Genomic DNA, 18,965 nt, shown 5'->3' with positions numbered 1-18,965 from the left:
GATCATAAAGAACAGCTGTCTGAGTATTTTCCCAGAAGAATGAAATTAGTTATATTTAAACTTTACAAACATTAGATATTAAGCATGGAAAAAAATAATTATTTACCTTTCTGTAGGTATTATAAAGGTGAGGAAGAGAACCCTTACAAAAATGGGGATAAAAATCTATTTTGGTTTTATGAAGAGAAATGGATTACGTTAAGTATTAATAAAGATGATATGCTTGGTGATATGCTTGATGAATATATTTCTGCTGGGCTTTCAGAGTTTAACATGATGGATGATACACCGATCACACTAAAAGCTCTTTTATTTAATCGTTATTGTCACTGGTATGGCGGATATGGATTAATCGAAGATGCAAAAGCTTTTAAAAAGTTTTATTTGAACAGTTATAAGAAAGAGGGGTAATCGTTTCTTTCCTTTTGTTGCTTTTTAAATTAGTATCTTTGAACCATTGGAGACAACGCCTTTGCAGTAGCCATCGCACAGAAGTTGTTGTGATTTGCTTTCAAATTAGTATCTTTGAACCATTGGAGACAACTATACCATGCATAAAAAAGTATGGTTACGTTGTGATTTGCTTTCAAATTAGTATCTTTGAACCATTGGAGACAACCCGGGAAGTTCAACTACTGAACAGAATCAGGTTGTGATTTGCTTTCAAATTAGTATCTTTGAACCATTGGAGACAACTAAGGACAAATCTAAATAGTAACTATTATGGTTGTGATTTGCTTTCAAATTAGTATCTTTGAACCATTGGAGACAACGCCATAATAGTTGTTATTAAGAGTTAGCTAGTTGTGATTTGCTTTCAAATTAGTATCTTTGAACCATTGGAGACAACGGTATTATTAACCCTTTCGCATGTATGTCGTTGTGATTTGCTTTCAAATTAGTATCTTTGAACCATTGGAGACAACTGAGCATCAGAAATAGTTGGATCTGGTTCAGTTGTGATTTGCTTTCAAATTAGTATCTTTGAACCATTGGAGACAACAGTTAATTACGGGCACCATTGCCGCGGCGTGTTGTGATTTGCTTTCAAATTAGTATCTTTGAACCATTGGAGACAACTCCAACAGAATGGACAATAGATTACCCACAGTTGTGATTTGCTTTCAAATTAGTATCTTTGAACCATTGGAGACAACATAAGGTCGTCTTTACTTGGCAGCAGGTGGTTGTGATTTGCTTTCAAATTAGTATCTTTGAACCATTGGAGACAACGGTTGGATGTCTGCTAAAGGAGCTGGTAGTGTTGTGATTTGCTTTCAAATTAGTATCTTTGAACCATTGGAGACAACTACATGTCCGGACGTACATATGCGATGCGTGTTGTGATTTGCTTTCAAATTAGTATCTTTGAACCATTGGAGACAACAGCAAAGAGCAAAGGATATGTGGGATTACAGTTGTGATTTGCTTTCAAATTAGTATCTTTGAACCATTGGAGACAACCATACATCATAAAATCACGTTTATAACTGTGTTGTGATTTGCTTTCAAATTAGTATCTTTGAACCATTGGAGACAACCCGTTAGCCGCATCCCTTACGTCCTCATCGTTGTGATTTGCTTTCAAATTAGTATCTTTGAACCATTGGAGACAACGACAAGCCATGGATTCGCGAAACTTGGGAAGTTGTGATTTGCTTTCAAATTAGTATCTTTGAACCATTGGAGACAACAATGTATGACAAATTAAAAATAGAATTCTAGTTGTGATTTGCTTTCAAATTAGTATCTTTGAACCATTGGAGACAACTTTGAAGAATGCGGATATAAATACTTCTATGTTGTGATTTGCTTTCAAATTAGTATCTTTGAACCATTGGAGACAACTTGCTTATGACGCAGCTATCGCTAGCACAAGTTGTGATTTGCTTTCAAATTAGTATCTTTGAACCATTGGAGACAACACAGTCAGGTGACGTTCACCATCACCCCGAGTTGTGATTTGCTTTCAAATTAGTATCTTTGAACCATTGGAGACAACTTCTCCGCTTGCTGCCCGCTGCATCAGGAGGTTGTGATTTGCTTTCAAATTAGTATCTTTGAACCATTGGAGACAACGCACGAAGTCACCATACGGGCGAGAACTCAGTTGTGATTTGCTTTCAAATTAGTATCTTTGAACCATTGGAGACAACTGATGAGGCCCTCCACTTCGATGGTCTGGGTTGTGATTTGCTTTCAAATTAGTATCTTTGAACCATTGGAGACAACCGAGGTAAGAAGGCATGAAGGCCGGGGCTGTTGTGATTTGCTTTCAAATTAGTATCTTTGAACCATTGGAGACAACAACCAATTAGATTTATCAGATAAACCATTTGTTGTGATTTGCTTTCAAATTAGTATCTTTGAACCATTGGAGACAACAGACTATTCACAATTGTTTGTATAACAATGATTTGCATAGGAGTTTAGAAATAAAAAAGAAGGTTTCCAAGAACAAATAATCCCACCGAAAGTGGGATTATTTGTTTTCAAAAAAGTTCTAATTGCTGACCTGGAGTGTTTACAGGCTGAGGTTTCTTGCCAAAAAACAACTCAAGATTACCAAACTGCTTGTCGGTAATACAAAGAATACCGACTTTACCATACTCTGGCAAAAATGATTTTACTCGTTTGATGTGAACATCCGCATTTTCGGAGCTCGCACAGTGACGAATATAAATAGAAAACTGAAACATGGTGAAGCCATCTTTCTGTAATTTGTTCCGAAAATCAGTAGCAGCCTTTCGGTCTTTTTTCGTTTCGGTAGGCAAATCAAACAATACCAGTACCCACATAACTCGATATTCACTGATTCGGGTTGTCATTTCTCTGGATAAGTTATCCGCCTCAATTCACCGTCGAAGCACTTGTATAACGAAGAGGTAGTTTGACTTACGGCTACCATCAACGGACTTCGTTTGCCTTCTATGAAGACATCCAATGTGGGAATGGATAACAAGCGAGTCTTTAGGTTTTTGGTCAATTCGGTCTGTACTCCAAATTCAACTATTAATTGACACACAAGTTCGTCTACATACGGGCGATAGGGTTCCATGATGTCGTCAGCCAAGCAATAGGCGTTGTAACGGTTGTGATGATGAATGCCCAGCGTAGGCAGCAAACCGCTAATCACCAGCGAACGCGCCACGATAGCGCGTAATATAGCATAGCCGTAGTTCAGCAAATGATTGGGAGGAACTCCGTCGCGTGCCCTTACAAAACCTTCGATTTGAGGAAAAAGGTTTTTCCAATAATAGGCAGCTGCTCTGGCTTCCATATTGTCGGTATCACCGCTTTTTACGCTTTCTGCCCAAACACGCATGCACTTTACTTCTATGCCAGCATGGCTGGAAAGAACAGAAGCCTGGTTGTTGATCTTTGCCCTGATAGTTTGTTGCCACAACTGTTTTTTCAATGGTAGAGAAGCATCGAGTTGCTTGCGGAAACGTTCGTTTTGTGTGGTATGCCCGCACAAAGGCAGAAGCAATCCTACAGGCATGCTCTGTCGGTCGCAGGTGATGACGGCACACGAATTGGCCAACAACGCTTCCAGTACACCTGTTGTTAACGTTATACGGCGATGGTCGAGTACTACTACACCGATGTCCTCTATCGGTTTGGTCACTTCTGCCTGTCGTTTCAGCATATCGGGTATGTCAGAATCGACTTCCACTTCGAGTAACTTGATAACAAGTTGCTCGTTACGTAAAGACAAGTAGGCTGGATTGCCAAAATACAATGTTTTCTTGATCATATTCAATATTCACCTACAGATACAATCCGTCCAATGTGATTGACACGGACTTTTACTATTCCTACTATACCTCCCAAACCACAACGTTTCCAAGTCATATCTTTTAAATCTTTTCTATCCTCAACTGTTGTCTCCAAATGGTGTCTGAAAAAATAATCTTTGATAGTAAACTTCTGTACTCTAAATAGGTTTGGACTTATCAAGGCGTAATTACTTTCATCAGTCAAATCTATTTCTTCGGGATTGAAACCTGTCACAGGATTAGGGAAGACAAAATACTCATTCTGCTTCATTGTGAACAAGAACTGCCATCCATCTTCCTTACGATATTCCCTATCTATAACAGGTAATCCCAAAGAAGTTCTTGCTACGGCTTCGTAGAAAGAAACGACAACTTCCTGTAAATTGCCTTCTGTATCGCGATATATGGCTACATGATGATTGTTGCCGGTATTTACGAAATCGACAGGTTGCTTTCTGCCGGAAGCATCAAGCATTATATGTCCACCTACATTTTTCTTATCATGTAGTGCAATGGCATTGCTAACTCCCGTAATTGCAACACGTTTGATGGTAATGCCTTTGACTTTATTCAGGTAAATAGGATTCTCATCGAGATTAACAAATGCTTTCTTCGGATCACCTCCATACTCTTGCAGGCGTTTTTCCAATACTTTCCGTACCTTCGCATCAATTACTTTATCTACATTTAAATCAGGTGCCACCGCTTTACGAATGGTGTAGAGTGTTTCTGTTACAACCGTTTTTACTTTTAAAGGTACTTCTGTTCGAGTATTCTTCAAATAAAGGGGATTTTTGTCCAATGCGTTCTTACCTGTAAAGGCTTTCTTAGCATCGCCTCCAAATGCTTCGAGCCTTGCCTGTAACGCCTCCCGATAACGGAGGTTTGCCACTTTGGCAATTTGTTCACTATTAAAGTTTCCGCCCACTTTCTCCAACTTCGTCACATAACGATGTATAGAGCCATAAATGGTCTCGTTGTGCAGTTGTCCGCGCGGAGTAAGTTGTACTTTAGCCTGATGTCCACTTCCCCTACGAGCCTTGTTGACATTGCGGGTAACCACCTTATTTTTTGCTTTGATTGAAACTAAGATATTTTCCAACTGTCGTTTAGCCTCGTTTCTAAATTCCTCAAAAGGCATTACGAAACGTAATTTGCCATGGCTGTCTCTATAAAGTTCTTTCTGTTCGATGGCATATATACTTCCCGATTTGTCGCTACGTGCATTCAGGTTGTTCAGATATTGAATAAAACTATGTTTGGTAAAGGCGATAGTTAGTGCATCCATCGCATGGTGACGGTGGTCGTTACGTTTGGTCCATTCCTTGATACGTCGGATTTTTCGTCCGTCTTTATCGTTCCATTCTTCTGTTAGACCTTGTTGAGCGTATTTATTCCAATTTAGTTCTTGCATGACGTCCACCAGTTGCCAATCCTCGCGTAAGCGGTCGGTCACTGAACCTGTAGTAGAAACGACCATGGGTACTATATCTTCTAGTATTTCACGTGCTTTGCGGGCAATGTATTGTGTGTCCCGCAAATCACGATTGATAAAATCTTTAGGGATATCTTCTTGTTTCATTAGCAGTTTATCATGCTTGGATTTACTAATAGCACCTATTATCAAGAGTTCGTCAACTCGCTTCTTATATTGTGCAGCTCCATTTTCCCCCTGCTTAGTCACGACATAATCCCAAGCCGTTTGATTGCTCTTCTCAATGTTAATCGAGCGGTATTCTAATGTTTTGTTGGAGAAAGAATCATCAAATAGACGGGCTTGTGGGAGTATGTGTTCAATATCCACTTCCTTGCTGAAAAGTTTTTCCCGAGGAATATAAGTGTCTGAATATAAGGTTTTATATCCATTGTTCTTCAGTTCACAATATAGTTTGTAGCGTACAATATCATTACGGCTTACATGTTGGATTCCAAACTCTTTATTCAGGATTTCTTTTATTCGTTCATGTTCTGAAGTAGCTTTGTTGATAGCAGCAGTCATTTCTTCACGTTCCTTAGCGCTTTTCTTCAATTCACGCGCCATTTCTATACGGATTTCGTCGGGTTTACCATATTCATTGATTACTGCATTGACCACATTAATCATCTGATTAAGGATTTTCTCGACAACGGGATTACGAAGGCTGTTGCGGGGTAGAAGTTCAAGATGGTTTTTAAAGATTTTCTGTTCTAATTCCTCTTTAGTCAGCGAACGTCTTGAATGTTTGTACCCAGCATATTCGCAAGATAAGCTATATTCGTTTCCTGCACGCATGTGTGGCAAAATCCGGCGGATGGCTTTAGCACTTAGGTTACCATAATCCGGCTGGAAAGTAATGCCAGACAATACTTTAGCATATTCTTTCTCGCAATGCAATAAATTTGCTATTTTTGACACTAGTCCGTCTGTGCCTGTTACAGAATTATCTCCTTCATACGAATAGAGTAAGTGCCATAAACGGTAAGCATCCTGCTTTTCAAGTGCTTTACCCTCAAGTCCAGAATCAAAGTGCAAAACAGAAGTATTAAAGCCAAGCCCTTCAAACACTCCTTCGACAATAGACATTACTTCCGAGGATGGCATTTTGGAGAAAACATATTCGCCATGACCAGTCATGGCAATAATGGTCTGAAAAGCAGTAAACAAGGTTGCTTGTGTTACATTTCCTTCAATGCTATCATAATTTAAGTCTAATCCTTTCGGTTTTTGATAAAGTAACTTTAAGGCTTCCGTCTTAGATAGCTTGCTTTTGATTGTAAGTTCTGAAAATAAAGTTTCCTTTTCATCCAACTCCAGAAAGCGTTCGTCGCCAGTAGTCTTATCTTTCACTTTCAGATTGTTGAGGACATGCCAAATTTTGAATTCTTGGAATAAAGGAGACGACTTGGGACAAACTTTGGCTCCTATCTCTATAGAGCGGGTTTTTCCATCTTTTATTACTTCGATACAATGTTTTTCTAACTCACAACAGGCTACCAATTCTTTCTGGCTCTTTAACGGACGTTGGTAGAAGATAATAACATCACGCAACATTTTCTTTCTGTCTTTCGTAAGTTCAGGATGATACAATGCCTGTCTTTCCCAAATTGCCTCAAACTCATTTAGATAATCTTGACGATAAAATACTTCATTTTTTACACTGAAATGAGAATCTTTGTCCAGCTTTGACATCAAGAACTGTCCTACAGTTTGCTTGTTGAAAAACAGTTTTTTGCTGCGGTCGCTGATGGCTCCTAAATAACCGCTGGATGCATTAACATCTTTATTGACATCGCATAAGGCAGCTGCCACATCTTCGATATCAAGGCGTTTCTTTAAGGCATCGGTTCGTCTGCGATAGGCCTGTAGCCGTTTGTCTTTTTCCTTATTGTCGGCTGTAAAGAGATTGTATTGTTGCTTAAAAAGTTTAGATGTTCCTTGAGCGTTCTTTCCACGTACAAGTTCTTTGAATTGAGGAGTTAAAATGTCTGGATAGTAAACACTTTGACAATTCCATATTCTGTCGAATTCATTTAATAAATCTGAACGATAAAAGGCTGGCACATATTTTTTCCCTTTGGAAAGTAAGGAATAAACATATTCGCCAGGTGTCATATCATTATGATACAAATCCATAGCTATTTCCATGCTGTCAATAAGTTGTCCCTCATCAGAAGACTTAACTTTCCTACAACTTTTGTAGCCACGTTTCTTGTTGATCATGAGCAGAACTCGCCCTAATTCTTCCAAAGAAATTTCTTCAGTAACAGCTTTTGCTCGCAGACGGTAGGTCTCAAAAGTTGTATGATTACCCCACTCATATAGCATGGTATCTGAATCTATCCAACCATATTCTCTCAAGCATTTTATAAGATAATCTCTTCGCAATTTATATCGCTGGAGATTGCGGCGTGCATTCCGTTTTAATGTTCTGGCAGCATTGGTAGGAATACTTTTTCCTATTTCAAAATTTTTTTGTTCGTCAACTGTCAGTGGATTGACTCTTACTCCCAATTTTACAATGGAGGATTTTTCATCGGTGTTTTCTGCTTCATTGACCAAAGCCCAACCAATACTATTGGTACCTAAATCTAACCCTAATATTCTTTTCATGGTAATGGAAATCTTTATATCTGCCACAAATTTACAAAAATAAATGATAAATCACTTGCTAAATGCTTTTTTCTTTGTATATTTGCCATACTAATTTGAAGCAACTCACAATAAGGATTATTCCGTTGTGAAAACATTAGGTTACCCCTCGGCCTTTAACGGGGGGATTTTTTATTTCTGCCTGTTTGGGTTGAAATAGTGATTGCATCTACGCGTTCTCTTCCGCACTTGCATGGCTCGCGAGAGACACCAGTGTGGAAGACGAGCCGCACTTGTGTTTCTCGCGTGGGACACTTGTGTGGTTCGTTAGCCTTGCAAGTGAGTGAAAATGTCCATATGATGTCGGTGAAAGGTGATTAGTTGTTGTCTGAAAGAGAACGTATAAGTTTCACTGCCCTTTGAACTTTGTTTCCTGAAATTACTTTTACCGCTTTATTGCTTTCATTGCATTGATAAACAGAAGAATATAGTGAAACATACCTTTCACAATTGTTGGGTATTCGCAAACAGTTGTGTTTTCCTGAATTAGAAAGGTGAAATTGTTTTTGAAACATAGCTTTCACCGGAAATCCCTTATAACGAGCCATTTGCAAGGAGTTGAAAGCGTGAAGGCATTTTCGGTGAAAAAGGATAAAATGTAGGGGGAAAGCACAAGCTGTATTGTGTGATAGGGAAGGCAATGCTGTTGTGAAAACAATATGATGCAGGATAAAAAGCTATGCAATATTGATAGCCATAATATCCTTCTTTAAGAACGTAAAGTCCCTCTTTAGCTTTCTAAAGAGGGACTTTGTGTGTTGAATAACCGTTATTGGTTTATGTCTGCTTTCATCAAGGGAAGAAAGCAGTTGAAATGTTAAAAGTTAGTTATGGATTTTGAACAGAATTCTATATTCATAATTCATTATCATTTCTTCAACCATCTATCCAGCCATTCGAAGAATACGCGCTGCCACAGCACACCGTTCTGTGGTTTCAGCACCCAGTGATTTTCGTCGGGATAGATAAGAAGTTCGGCTGGTACGCCACGCATCTTGGCGGCATCGAAGGCTGCCATGGCCTGATTGGCCAGAATGCGGTAGTCTTTTTCGCCATGGATGCAGAGGATAGGCGTGTCCCACTTGTCAACAAATTTATGAGGCGAATTGGCAAAGGTGCGCTGAGCTGTGGCGTTGTCTTTTTCCCAGTATGCGCCGCCCATATCCCAGTTGGCAAACCATTTTTCTTCTGTCTCCAGGTATTGCATTTCCATGTTGAAGATGCCGTCGTGGGCAATGAAGGCTTTGAAGCGTTTGTCGTGGTGGCCGGCCAACCAATAGACGGAGAATCCTCCGAAGCTGGCTCCTACGCATCCTAAACGGTCCTTGTCGACAAACGGCTCTTTGGCCATTTCGTCGATAGCGGTAAAGTAGTCCTTCATGCACTGACCACCGTAATCGCCGCTGATGGCTTCGTTCCATTCGACGCCGAATCCCGGCAAGCCGCGACGGTTGGGGGCTACAATGATGTAATCGTTGGCTGCCATGATCTGGAAGTTCCAGCGGTAGCTCCAGAACTGGCTGACGGGGCTTTGCGGTCCGCCTTCGCAGAACAGCAAGGTGGGATATTTCTTGTTAGGATCGAACTTGGGCGGATAGATGACCCATGTCAGCATCTGTTTGCCGTCGGTGGTCTTCATCCAGCGTCCCTCTACGCGGCCCATGTCCAGTTGGTCGTAGATGTGTTGGTTCTCGTGGGTGAGTTGCTTGACGGGGTAGTCGGGACGGATGCTGTCCGTGCTGCTGAACCGCTCCGGGCCGCCCTCCATGAAGAGGCTTACCGGGAAAGGCTTGCTGTCCAGGTCGGTAATGGCATAGATTTCGTCGCCTTCGCTCATGGAGTGGCGGGTGGCGATGAGGTCCTTGCCGCACAGGGCGATGCTGCCGTAGTCGTACAGGCCGTTGGTCAGCTGGTAAATCCAGCCGTCCGGCTTCAGACTTACGTTATAGATAGGAATCATACCGTGCCACACACCGGTGAAGAAGATGCTCTGCGAATCGCTGTTCCATAAGAAAGCATCCACGTTCGAGGGGAAGCCCTTGCTCAGGAAACGTTTCTCGCCCGTCTGGCGGTCCATCACGAAAAGGCGGTTCCAGTCGGCCTCGTAGCCGTCGCGCTCCATGCTTTGCCAGGCAATGTATTTGCCGTCGGGAGAGTATTGCGGATTGGTGTCGTATCCTTTGTTCTCTTCGGTGATGTTACGTGTCTGTTTACTGGCCAGGTCGTAGATGTAGATGTCTGAGTTGGTGGAAATGGCATATTCCAGTCCTGTCTTCTTACGGCAGGTATAGGCCACTTCCTTGCTGTCGGGGCTCCAGGCGAGCTGTTCGATACCGCCAAAAGGTTTCATCGGGCTTTCGTAAGGTTCGCCTTGCAGGATGTCTGTCACGTTGCTGATGGCCGAACCGTCGAAGTCGGCTACGAAGGGATGTGGGGCAGTGGTTACCCATTCGTCCCAATGCTTGTACATGAGGTCGGTGACGATGATACCTGTTGTCTTATCCAGGTCGGGATATTTGTCTTTGGTGCTTTGCACTGTTTTCACCTGGGCAATGAAAAGCAGCTTTTTACCGTCGGGGCTGAAGGAGAAACCTTCTATATCGCCATCGTAGTTGGTCAGTTGTTGCTTTCCGCTTCCGTCGGGATTCATTTCCCATACCTGGCTGCTTCCGCTTTCGGTGCTGAGGTAGGCCAGTTTTTGACCGCCTTTTATCCAGGCGGGTTGGTTTTCGCGCAAGGCACTATGGGTGATTTGCGTGTTGGCGCTGCCGTCGGCGTTCATGACAAACAGTTCGCTGTTACTCTTGTTTTGCGGTACGCTGTAGTAAGTGACGGCATAGGCTATCTGCTTACCGTCGGGCGAGGGTGCCACGCTTCCGATGCGTCCCATGGCCCACAGGGCTTCGGGTGTCATACGGCGGTTTTCGATACGGATGTCCGAACGCTGGATGAGGTCTTCTGCATCCGGTGTATCGCTGTTTTGGATACTTCCGCATGCTCCACACGTCATGGTTGCTGCCATAAGCAAAAGATTTAGATGTTTCATATTGTTATAGTATTGGTTTGATTTCGTCGGGCTTCGTGCCGACCGGCGGTATAACTGCCTTTGTCGCACGGTTTCGGTGTGTGCAAAGATAAGGTTTTTGGGGAGACAAAACAGAGAAAGACAGCTCAATGACGCAGATTTAACAGATGCACATTCAACTTTTAATTGGCATTTTTTGTTGTGGAGGTGTTATAAATGAAGATTTTTTTGTAAATCTGTATAAGGAATATACCTCTTTGGAATCAAGAGAGTTAGAAGAATTACCACGTTTTGGGGTAATGACTTGGCAACCGTTCCAATTGCCGTAGTCTGCATCGCTTTGCTTGTTTGGGTAACTCTTACGGATGCAAAAATACAGAGAATATTTTAAATATCATTCATTTAGGGTGTATCTATAAGCATTGAGCTAATGAATAAAACAAGAATATCATTTTCTTATAATTTTCAGCAGATAAAAGATTCCCTATTGCCTCTTTCCAATTATTCTATGATGCCGGGTTTCGGAATTATGTGTATAACAAATCGTTGGTTATCTTTATTCCCTCTAACACCAGGTTGAACTCTAAATTTGCTTGATTGTCCACTTCCTGAGATTAAAACCTCACAATTGCCAAGTGAATCGAACTCAATACCATTACTAGACCAGAATTTAATTAGAGCCAATGCTCTTTCATAGCTAAGCTCATAATTTCTTGTATAATAATCTTTTGACGATTGTCCTTCTATGATAAGCATGTATTGAGCTTCTGGAATTTTGCTTTTTGCACTATTCATAAAACGGACGATTGCCTGACCTGCTTTTAATAACTTCTCAAGTTGTTCTCGCTCTATATCATGGATATTAGAACTATATGTATTAAAAGAGACTTCAATGTCTTTTAATGTATGCCTCTTGAATTGCTCATCGTATGCGAAATACTTATCATCTATTTCTTTAATCGAGTTATTTAGTTCTTCGATTTTTCTGAGCTGTTCCTCTTTAGCGTTTACCTCCTTATCTAATTGTGTATTAATACCTTTCATCTTAACGACACATACTATAAATAGAACAAGCATAATGAAAAACAAGCTTGTCATGAGGTCAGAATAACTTAACCAGAAAGTATTACTTCTGTTTTTTGACATAATTACTTTTCTTCTTTTAAGTTTTTAATAGATTCTGTCATTGTTTCTATAGCCTTAAGAATCGATTTGTTTAACTCTATATCCTCAAGTTGAGCGTTATGAAAATCCGTTCTCAGATTTAATATTTCACCCTTCATATCCTTATAACATTCCGCTTGAACTTGCGTATATTGTATCATTATATCAAGCACTTCTTTCAGCTTATCAAATGTATCAAAGAACTCTTTGTTATTGGTGACAAAATTCTGAATGTATTCCGTTGATGCTGTAAGTTGTGCTGACAAACTTTCAGAAACGTGTTTCCCTTCAGACATAAGCAAATCAAATTCCTTTCTCCAAATCTCCCTTGCTTCTGCCCCTGTCGGAAAATGGGTCGTTATTGCTTCTTGAAACTCTCGCTGAAGCTCGGCAGTTTTATTCTGATTACTTATAACAATGGAAAGTCCTGTAGAGAAATTTTCGAATTTACCAATTAAAGTTTGTATTTGATTTATAACTCCTGATGCATTGGATATTGTCGAATTGAGTTGTTCTTGGTATGTACGGAAAACAGCTAATGCATCGGATGAATCTTTTAATTGCATAAAGGTTTCTGCAATTTTATTAGCGGTTCGAGTTAAACTCAGTTTGTTTATTTCCGCTAAGACTAAATGTTGTTTCTCCAAATTGTCGTTTAATAATTCAGCAGAATCGGCATAGGCATCTAAATTCCTACCAAATTTATCTACAAAGTGTCCTAATACTCCCTTTAATGAATTTAGGCTTGAAGCCATACTATTTGATAATAATGGCATCAATTCACGTCTTAGGAAATTCATATAATTTCCTTTACCGTCGTCACATTTGCTTACAGCAGCCTTATATGTTACAGCACTATTATATACGGTAAAACCTAAGCCTAATAAACTTGCACACATAGCTGCAACTATGCCATATAATAAATGTTGTAATCCATTCAAGTTATTTGAGTTGCCAAAAATTTGGTCAAAATCAACACCCAATAATCCTGTAATAATTCCTATAAAAGTGCCTGCAAGTCCTAAATATAGAGGAACATTAAGGCTATTTTGTATTTCATCCTCTAATGTTTCTTTTTGACTGTCACATATGTCTTCTAATACCCCTAAATCAGCACTTGTCCCTGTATTTTTGCACAAGTACTCATTCGTGCGATTGATAATCATTTTAAATCTCTTATTGGAAGACTTACTCCCGTCCTGAAAAACAATAAGTGATAAGTCTGTATAATCCTTGCTTTCATCACCGTTTTCATCATTATGGCGTGGTGGAATGCTTTGCAAAAATTTCTGTAGAAACTCTTTATTCCTTAGTACACTCGGTGTAATAGACGTTTCTTTTAGCGACAGAGTGTCAACATCTTCAAACAAGCTATCAAGCTCTTTAATTTTCCCTTTTGTTTTAAGGAAGCTACGAATTTGAAATATAATAACAGCAGCTACAACGATGACCGCGATAATTAAACCGATGTATTCTTGTATCATTTCCATCTTTACAAATTATAATTGTTCAACTTATTCTTCAAACAGTTTTTGGCTTTGTGCGCTTTTGCGTTCTTTTGCCCTACGTTTTAGTTCTTTCTTTAGTTCTTTCTCCCTAACTTTCTTTGCATCCATTTCTTCCTGTGTCATTGGCTGGTAATCCTCTATGCCATTGGGATATTTACCGTCAATGTATAATTTTACCAAACCTGCGTGTGACAATGGCTTTGAAATATCTCGAAAGTCTATATTTGTATTATAATCTAATAATACAATATCTTGAATTTTGCTTTGCGCTTTTATTCTTTCTATTACATGATGAACTTCGGGAACGTTATCCAGCACCCATTTATACGTTGGAAGATAGATAAGCATCCTCGCTTCAAAGTATCCCAATAACTCTTTACTATAAGCTCCTTTACTGTGTCCTTTGGGCATTCCATATTTTCGTACTGTCCGTTTTAAATCTCGCATTGTATCATTTTTGAATGTCGCAAAATCCACGCCTGCATTCTCAAAGACTTTTAGTCCTTGCCAGACCGCTTCGACACAGGTAGCCTTTAATCCGTCAGTAAAAGGAATAGGTATATTTCCATGTGGATAAAACGGACTCAATATTTTTGCATATCGCGTCTCAGAATTAGAGGTAATATCCAGTATTATAGCATTGGGATATTCTTCCTTTATTTTTTCCAACTTTCTTTTTTTATTTTCTATGTATATCATAATTCAAAAATTATCAAGATTTACAATATATCGTTTAGGAATAAATGTTTTCACCAATATTTCGGCTTGGTAAAAACTCTTTTCAGGTTCTTCCAAGTTAAAATGATTTGGCAATTTAACGATATCAAAACGGACTTTGCTTAAATCATTTAGAGCACCACCAGTCTTGTGCCCAGTTTTTGTAGCATTCATATCAGAAAATAAAGTTCCTTTTAGATAAGCTACTTCTATATCTATAAGCAATACAACAGGATTCTGAATTCTCCCATCTTTCATTGCAATATACTTCATTGGATGTTCTTTGCAAAAGCTTAAACGCACATAATCTTCTAATCCATACCTTAGGTCCAAGTTTCTCCCGAACCCTATTCCTCCTGGGCTTGGGATTGTTATGCCATGAGTATCACAATATTGCCAAGAAAATAAGCCTCCATGCCGTTTAATGGATGGAATATTTCGTCTATCCGTAAAATGGTATAGGTATCGAATACCATTGTTGTCCAATATTTGTTTGAAATCAGACCAATTTTCTTTTCGCTCAGTAGATAGGACCTCTAATCGTTCCTTTTCTGCTAATTCTGCCTGTTCTTTTTTTCTGGCTTCTTCGGCAAGTCTATTTGCTTCCTGTTGTTTCCGAATTCGTTCTTCTGCTATTCTTTTTTCATTCTCAACCCTTTCCTTTTCTTCTCTTTCTCTTTTCTTGCGTTCTTCTTCCTCTTTGCGTTTTTGTTCTTCAGCTAACTTAACAAGTCTTTCATGTTCTAATTCTCTTTCTAATTCAGATAAAGACTTTTGTATATCCGTGTATCGTTTTCTTAGAACCGAATCTTTTATACGCACTATTTCATGCGTAATTTCATCCATTATTTGCTTTGCCTCTTGGAACTTTCGCTGAGCAATAAGGGTTTCAAGTTTATCTAATAATGATTTTGTTCTTTCCTCTCGTACTTTTAATTCATGTGCCTCTTTCCTTAATCTTTCATCTTTTAAAGTTTGGAGAGAAGGTATATTCTCAAATTTACGCGGAGAAAAGACGCGAGTTTGTAATTCATCTTTTTGGGAAGGAGTATTTAACAATAGTTAGTTATAAAATTATTATTTATAAATATTTTTACGCTGCCCTATAGGCAGCTATATCAATGAATTCTTTGACAAGTTTAGCATTTATCTTCTTGTTTGGTCTTGTACCAGACAGCTTGAAAAATCGGTCAAGCAGATATGAATTGAAAATCAGAGATTTGAGAGATTCGACTGAAAATGGTACATCGTATTGTTTCATCATAATCTTTGCTGCATTTATTGCTGTGAATGAAGCATTGAATGCGAAGTCAAGTTTTCTTTCCTCCCTTGCCTGAGAGTGATATAATCCGGTATACTGTTTTGCATCACGGAAACAGAACTCTATCTGGAATCTTGTCCTGTAAAATTCAATAACATCTTTACCAGACATGCTGACATCAGTAGAAAAGTAAAGTTTGTGCTTTCCTTTTGAGTTTTTCCATATGACAAGTCTGATGTTTCTCTTCATGGCCTTTGAATATGCGACAAGAGTATAGAGTTCCTCTTCTTCCGAGTCTGTCTCTATCCTTTCCATTTTGGAATAGTCAAGATTATCAAAGTCTATTTTCTCACCATATACTTTAGGTCTTCCTCTTTTGCCTGTAGGTCTACCATTATATATATACATGAGATTAGCATCGTCTCTTAATCTGCTGACAAGATGGAATCCCATATTCATAAGTCCTTGAACGAAAGTTGATTTTGCAAAATACGCATCAGCCACTACGTACTTTGATATGGTCAGTAGTCTGTCCTTCATCCCTTCAATTACATGCAGATACCAGTCGATGAGAGTATGCTTCATCATTTGCAGGTTTTCTGCATTTGGTGTCTGTTCTGCCTTGAGCATTATACAGTCTCTCATATCAATGTTAATGATTCCTATCCCGAGAATTTCAAGACCTCTTTTAGCTGCCCCTGCAACACCAGACCAGAAGTAACCGATATTTGGAGTCTTTTTCCCTGATTTGGATATATAACTCGGATCTATGGCTATAGCCTTTCTTTCATTCATTGCAAAAAGCTTTTCCATCAGGTTCAGGTTATACTGCACCCAGTCAAACTCCTTCGAAAAGGTCTGCCTGTAACACTGCTCGCAACGGTTGCCGTAGCGTGCCAGTTGTGTGAAGTTTATTTTCCTTGGTATGACCATAAATAAAAGTAGTGTCTCCATTATGACATATTTCGTACTTTTGTTTAACTTTGCAGCATATCCATTAAAGGCATCCCTGCAGATATTCATATATTGGTTGAGTGCTCCTGATATTTCCATCTTCAACTTATGTGTAGGCAACATAAAGTTACTGAAAATCAGGCACTTGACCAATTCTTTTATGCTAACTCTTGTTAATTTAACTCGCTGATTTTTAAGTATTTAATTAATTATTTACCGAAGTATTGTTTAAAGAATACCAATCAATTGGCGATTGTTTAAGTTTGTCCCTATTTTGCTTTACATGTTCTTTCCTTTTGTCAAGTTCATCATAAAGCGACTTAGAGGCAGATGGCTTGAGTTCACCATTTGCAGGGATTTCAGTTGGTGAACTATCATATAATCCAAATAGTTTTTTAAGCCATTTAAAAATCATACCATATATTTTTAACACGAAGCGTGAACTACAAATCGTTCACCTGTGTCGGAGGTCCTAGGAAACCTATACAAACAGATATAACAATAGCAGCCCACGCTATAGCGTGAGAACCACTATGCAATCATCGTTTGTATGTTTGGGAAATTTCCTAGGTTTCCGACACCACGATTAGCATAACGCTTCTTCTTTATTCTAATATGCCTTGGAAAGAGTTGTCTCAATCCAGCTACAAAAGTACAAAAACTCCGTGATATGTCACCAACTATTACGGACTTTATTTTGATTTACAACTTAATATCTCGATTTTGTTTCTTCGTTGGCAATCCCAATGCTTCCATATACTCGTCTTTCTTGCGTCTGAACCAACTTACATGTGAAACGCCGTCTATTTTGAGGTCAAATTTTCCATCCGAAGTTTCTTTAAGTGAACAAATCGAACCATCAGTCTTAAAGAGCTGTCGGAATTCAGAAGAATAGAGTTTACCTTTAATGGTGACATCCTTGAACATGCACAGCTTTTTGATTAGCCCATCGCTAAAATTCAGAGTATCACGCAAAAACTTGATAGTAGGCATCAGCTTTTCCACATAAGGGAAGTAGCGTTTGACAAAATCCGTAAATTCCGACAGTTTGCGGTATTGTCGTTCGTAAGCATTCTTCATTTCCTGCATCTGCTTGACATGTTGTTCTTCTCGTTGTATGGCTTTTTCTTCAAGTTCCTGTATGCGCTTTTGCAAATCTTCATTTCTATGTTCAAACTCTTTCAGTTTACCACCACCGAAAAGAGAACAGACTTTTGCCACGAATGCGGCTTTCGCTTCCGTCTTGGCTGCTTCCAGTTTCTCCGACTTGACTTCCTGCCTTACCTCGTCAAGCTGTTGCTCTGCTTGTTGCTGCTCTGTCTGTAACTGTTGCACATTGGCTTCAAGTTCACCCGTCTGCCGTATCAAATCACGGTAGTATTGGGCTGTTGTCGTATGCCGTGCTTCCGAGCCACGTACGCCACGTTGCAAACCGTATTTTTCCATTACTCTTGCGTAACTGTCGTGATAGGCAACGAGTTTCTCACGTGTCAGCACATCATCGGCACACAGACGCACGATATTGGCTTTCTTGCGGTAGGAGCGTTTACCTTCCGTCTGCTTTTTCTTGGCTTTCCTGCGCTCTCCTGTTACTATCGGTACGACCGTGGCATGAATGTGCGGTGTGTGCTCATCCATGTGCAGGACTGCCGAAACGGTATTTTCCTTGCCGAAGGTGCGATGAAGCCATTGAAGGTTGTCATCACACCATTCGTCAAGTCTGCCCTCGTCCTGTATTTTCATCATATCCTCGTGCGTACCCGAAAGTACGATTCTAATTGCCCGCACTTGGTCTGGAGTTATCTTCCGCTTGATGCCAGCCGTGCGGATGCGGTGGCTTATCGCTTCGGTACGGTCGGACACTCCATCGGGAAACTCCACCAGTTCACGGTTGAGATGTGTACGTGTTGGGTCTGCGTTCTTGGGTATGGTCTTACGTTCTATGTGGTCGGATGCGCCCGTGTCAGCCGAGCCTTTCGCTTTGTTGATTTGAATGCTTATATATCCCATGCTTATTTTTCGTTTTCAGGTTTGACAATTTTGTTTGTTGGTTTCCGTCCGCTGCGGTCATGCCGCATGGCAAACGGGGGTGTCCAGAGGGGTGTAACCCCGTTGGCTCATTGGGGCATTTTTAGCGGTGCCTGTACTGCGTAAAGAAAATGCCCTAATGAGCTATGGCTTTTCTGTTTCCAAAAGCCTGTGAGAGTACCAGCGGTATAGGCAGACCTTTTCTTTTCATTGATATGATACGCCTTCCCTTGTCGGCCGGTCGGACAGCAGGCTGGTCGGATGTCCGACCAGCCTGCGGATAGTGGCATTTTCTTCCATCCGTTTGTCCCACAGACTTGTTGGCGGATGAAAATCCGATGAATTGATGAGTTGATAGGATAATAAACTGATAACCAAAACGATATGCATTCATCATCGT

At 40.0% G+C, this 18,965-nt stretch carries 12 protein-coding genes, 1 pseudogene and 1 CRISPR repeat array; of the genes and pseudogenes, 1 reads left to right on the top strand and 12 read right to left on the bottom strand.

All coding sequences use genetic code 11. The features are described from left to right. The first annotated feature begins 84 nt into the window (after positions 1-84). Positions 85-411, top strand: a complete 327-nt coding sequence (locus Q3C19_RS16565; protein WP_302730801.1) for a hypothetical protein — start codon at positions 85-87, stop codon at positions 409-411. A 26-nt stretch (positions 412-437) separates the two neighbouring features. Beyond that, a CRISPR array of direct repeats spans positions 438-2,385; the repeat unit is 31 nt; unit sequence AAATTAGTATCTTTGAACCATTGGAGACAAC. A gap of 107 nt (positions 2,386-2,492) precedes the next feature. Here the strand turns inward: Q3C19_RS16565 and cas2 are convergent. The 12 genes and pseudogenes from cas2 to Q3C19_RS16505 form a co-directional block, all read right to left on the bottom strand. Continuing rightward, positions 2,493-2,798, bottom strand: coding sequence for a CRISPR-associated endonuclease Cas2 (cas2, locus tag Q3C19_RS16560; protein ID WP_277121733.1), 306 nt, complete (start codon positions 2,796-2,798; stop codon positions 2,493-2,495). A gap of 26 nt (positions 2,799-2,824) precedes the next feature. Next, complete coding sequence (gene cas1 / locus Q3C19_RS16555) at positions 2,825-3,757, bottom strand: type II CRISPR-associated endonuclease Cas1 (protein WP_277121735.1); 933 nt, start codon at positions 3,755-3,757, stop codon at positions 2,825-2,827. A gap of 2 nt (positions 3,758-3,759) precedes the next feature. After that, positions 3,760-7,869: a type II CRISPR RNA-guided endonuclease Cas9 gene (gene cas9 / locus Q3C19_RS16550; protein WP_302730797.1), complete on the bottom strand. Its 4,110-nt coding sequence runs from the start codon at positions 7,867-7,869 to the stop codon at positions 3,760-3,762. 907 nt (positions 7,870-8,776) lie between these two features. Continuing rightward, positions 8,777-10,954 carry a S9 family peptidase gene (locus Q3C19_RS16545; RefSeq protein WP_277121738.1) on the bottom strand — a complete coding sequence of 726 codons (2,178 nt, stop codon included), beginning with the start codon at positions 10,952-10,954 and terminating at the stop codon, positions 8,777-8,779. Between the two features lie 480 nt (positions 10,955-11,434). After that, positions 11,435-12,079 carry a hypothetical protein gene (locus Q3C19_RS16540; RefSeq protein WP_302730795.1) on the bottom strand — a complete coding sequence of 215 codons (645 nt, stop codon included), beginning with the start codon at positions 12,077-12,079 and terminating at the stop codon, positions 11,435-11,437. A gap of 2 nt (positions 12,080-12,081) precedes the next feature. Then, positions 12,082-13,587 (bottom strand): hypothetical protein, encoded by a 1,506-nt coding sequence (locus Q3C19_RS16535; RefSeq protein WP_239466686.1) that lies wholly within the window; start codon positions 13,585-13,587, stop codon positions 12,082-12,084. 24 nt (positions 13,588-13,611) lie between these two features. After that, complete coding sequence (locus Q3C19_RS16530; protein WP_204475713.1) at positions 13,612-14,304, bottom strand: hypothetical protein; 693 nt, start codon at positions 14,302-14,304, stop codon at positions 13,612-13,614. 3 nt (positions 14,305-14,307) lie between these two features. Further along, positions 14,308-15,381, bottom strand: a complete 1,074-nt coding sequence (locus Q3C19_RS16525; protein WP_302730789.1) for a DUF4433 domain-containing protein — start codon at positions 15,379-15,381, stop codon at positions 14,308-14,310. A gap of 34 nt (positions 15,382-15,415) precedes the next feature. Further along, positions 15,416-16,636 (bottom strand): transposase, encoded by a 1,221-nt coding sequence (locus tag Q3C19_RS16520; RefSeq protein WP_302730787.1) that lies wholly within the window; start codon positions 16,634-16,636, stop codon positions 15,416-15,418. 106 nt (positions 16,637-16,742) lie between these two features. Further along, positions 16,743-16,952, bottom strand: a complete 210-nt coding sequence (locus Q3C19_RS16515; protein ID WP_302730785.1) for a hypothetical protein — start codon at positions 16,950-16,952, stop codon at positions 16,743-16,745. Positions 16,953-17,239: 287 nt separating this feature from the next. Then, positions 17,240-18,547, bottom strand: coding sequence for a MobV family relaxase (gene mobV / locus Q3C19_RS16510; RefSeq protein WP_302730783.1), 1,308 nt, complete (start codon positions 18,545-18,547; stop codon positions 17,240-17,242). Positions 18,548-18,701: 154 nt separating this feature from the next. Further along, positions 18,702-18,965, bottom strand: a pseudogene (locus tag Q3C19_RS16505) (hypothetical protein); the annotation flags it as partial.

This window comes from Bacteroides sp. ET489 (assembly GCF_030518095.1).
Lineage (GTDB): Bacteria > Bacteroidota > Bacteroidia > Bacteroidales > Bacteroidaceae > Bacteroides > Bacteroides ndongoniae.
This window is presented reverse-complemented; position numbering and strand designations above follow the sequence as displayed.

What these genes read in the sequence shown, in the direction of transcription:
- Q3C19_RS16565 (WP_302730801.1), top strand. Translation starts at nt 85, where the DNA reads ATGGAAAAAAATAATTATTTACCTTTCTGTAGGTATTATAAAGGTGAG.
- cas2 (WP_277121733.1), bottom strand. Translation starts at nt 2,798, where the DNA reads ATGTGGGTACTGGTATTGTTTGATTTGCCTACCGAAACGAAAAAAGAC.
- cas1 (WP_277121735.1), bottom strand. Translation starts at nt 3,757, where the DNA reads ATGATCAAGAAAACATTGTATTTTGGCAATCCAGCCTACTTGTCTTTA.
- cas9 (WP_302730797.1), bottom strand. Translation starts at nt 7,869, where the DNA reads ATGAAAAGAATATTAGGGTTAGATTTAGGTACCAATAGTATTGGTTGG.
- Q3C19_RS16545 (WP_277121738.1), bottom strand. Translation starts at nt 10,954, where the DNA reads ATGAAACATCTAAATCTTTTGCTTATGGCAGCAACCATGACGTGTGGA.
- Q3C19_RS16540 (WP_302730795.1), bottom strand. Translation starts at nt 12,079, where the DNA reads ATGTCAAAAAACAGAAGTAATACTTTCTGGTTAAGTTATTCTGACCTC.
- Q3C19_RS16535 (WP_239466686.1), bottom strand. Translation starts at nt 13,587, where the DNA reads ATGGAAATGATACAAGAATACATCGGTTTAATTATCGCGGTCATCGTT.
- Q3C19_RS16530 (WP_204475713.1), bottom strand. Translation starts at nt 14,304, where the DNA reads ATGATATACATAGAAAATAAAAAAAGAAAGTTGGAAAAAATAAAGGAA.
- Q3C19_RS16520 (WP_302730787.1), bottom strand. Translation starts at nt 16,636, where the DNA reads ATGGAAATATCAGGAGCACTCAACCAATATATGAATATCTGCAGGGAT.
- Q3C19_RS16515 (WP_302730785.1), bottom strand. Translation starts at nt 16,952, where the DNA reads ATGATTTTTAAATGGCTTAAAAAACTATTTGGATTATATGATAGTTCA.
- mobV (WP_302730783.1), bottom strand. Translation starts at nt 18,547, where the DNA reads ATGGGATATATAAGCATTCAAATCAACAAAGCGAAAGGCTCGGCTGAC.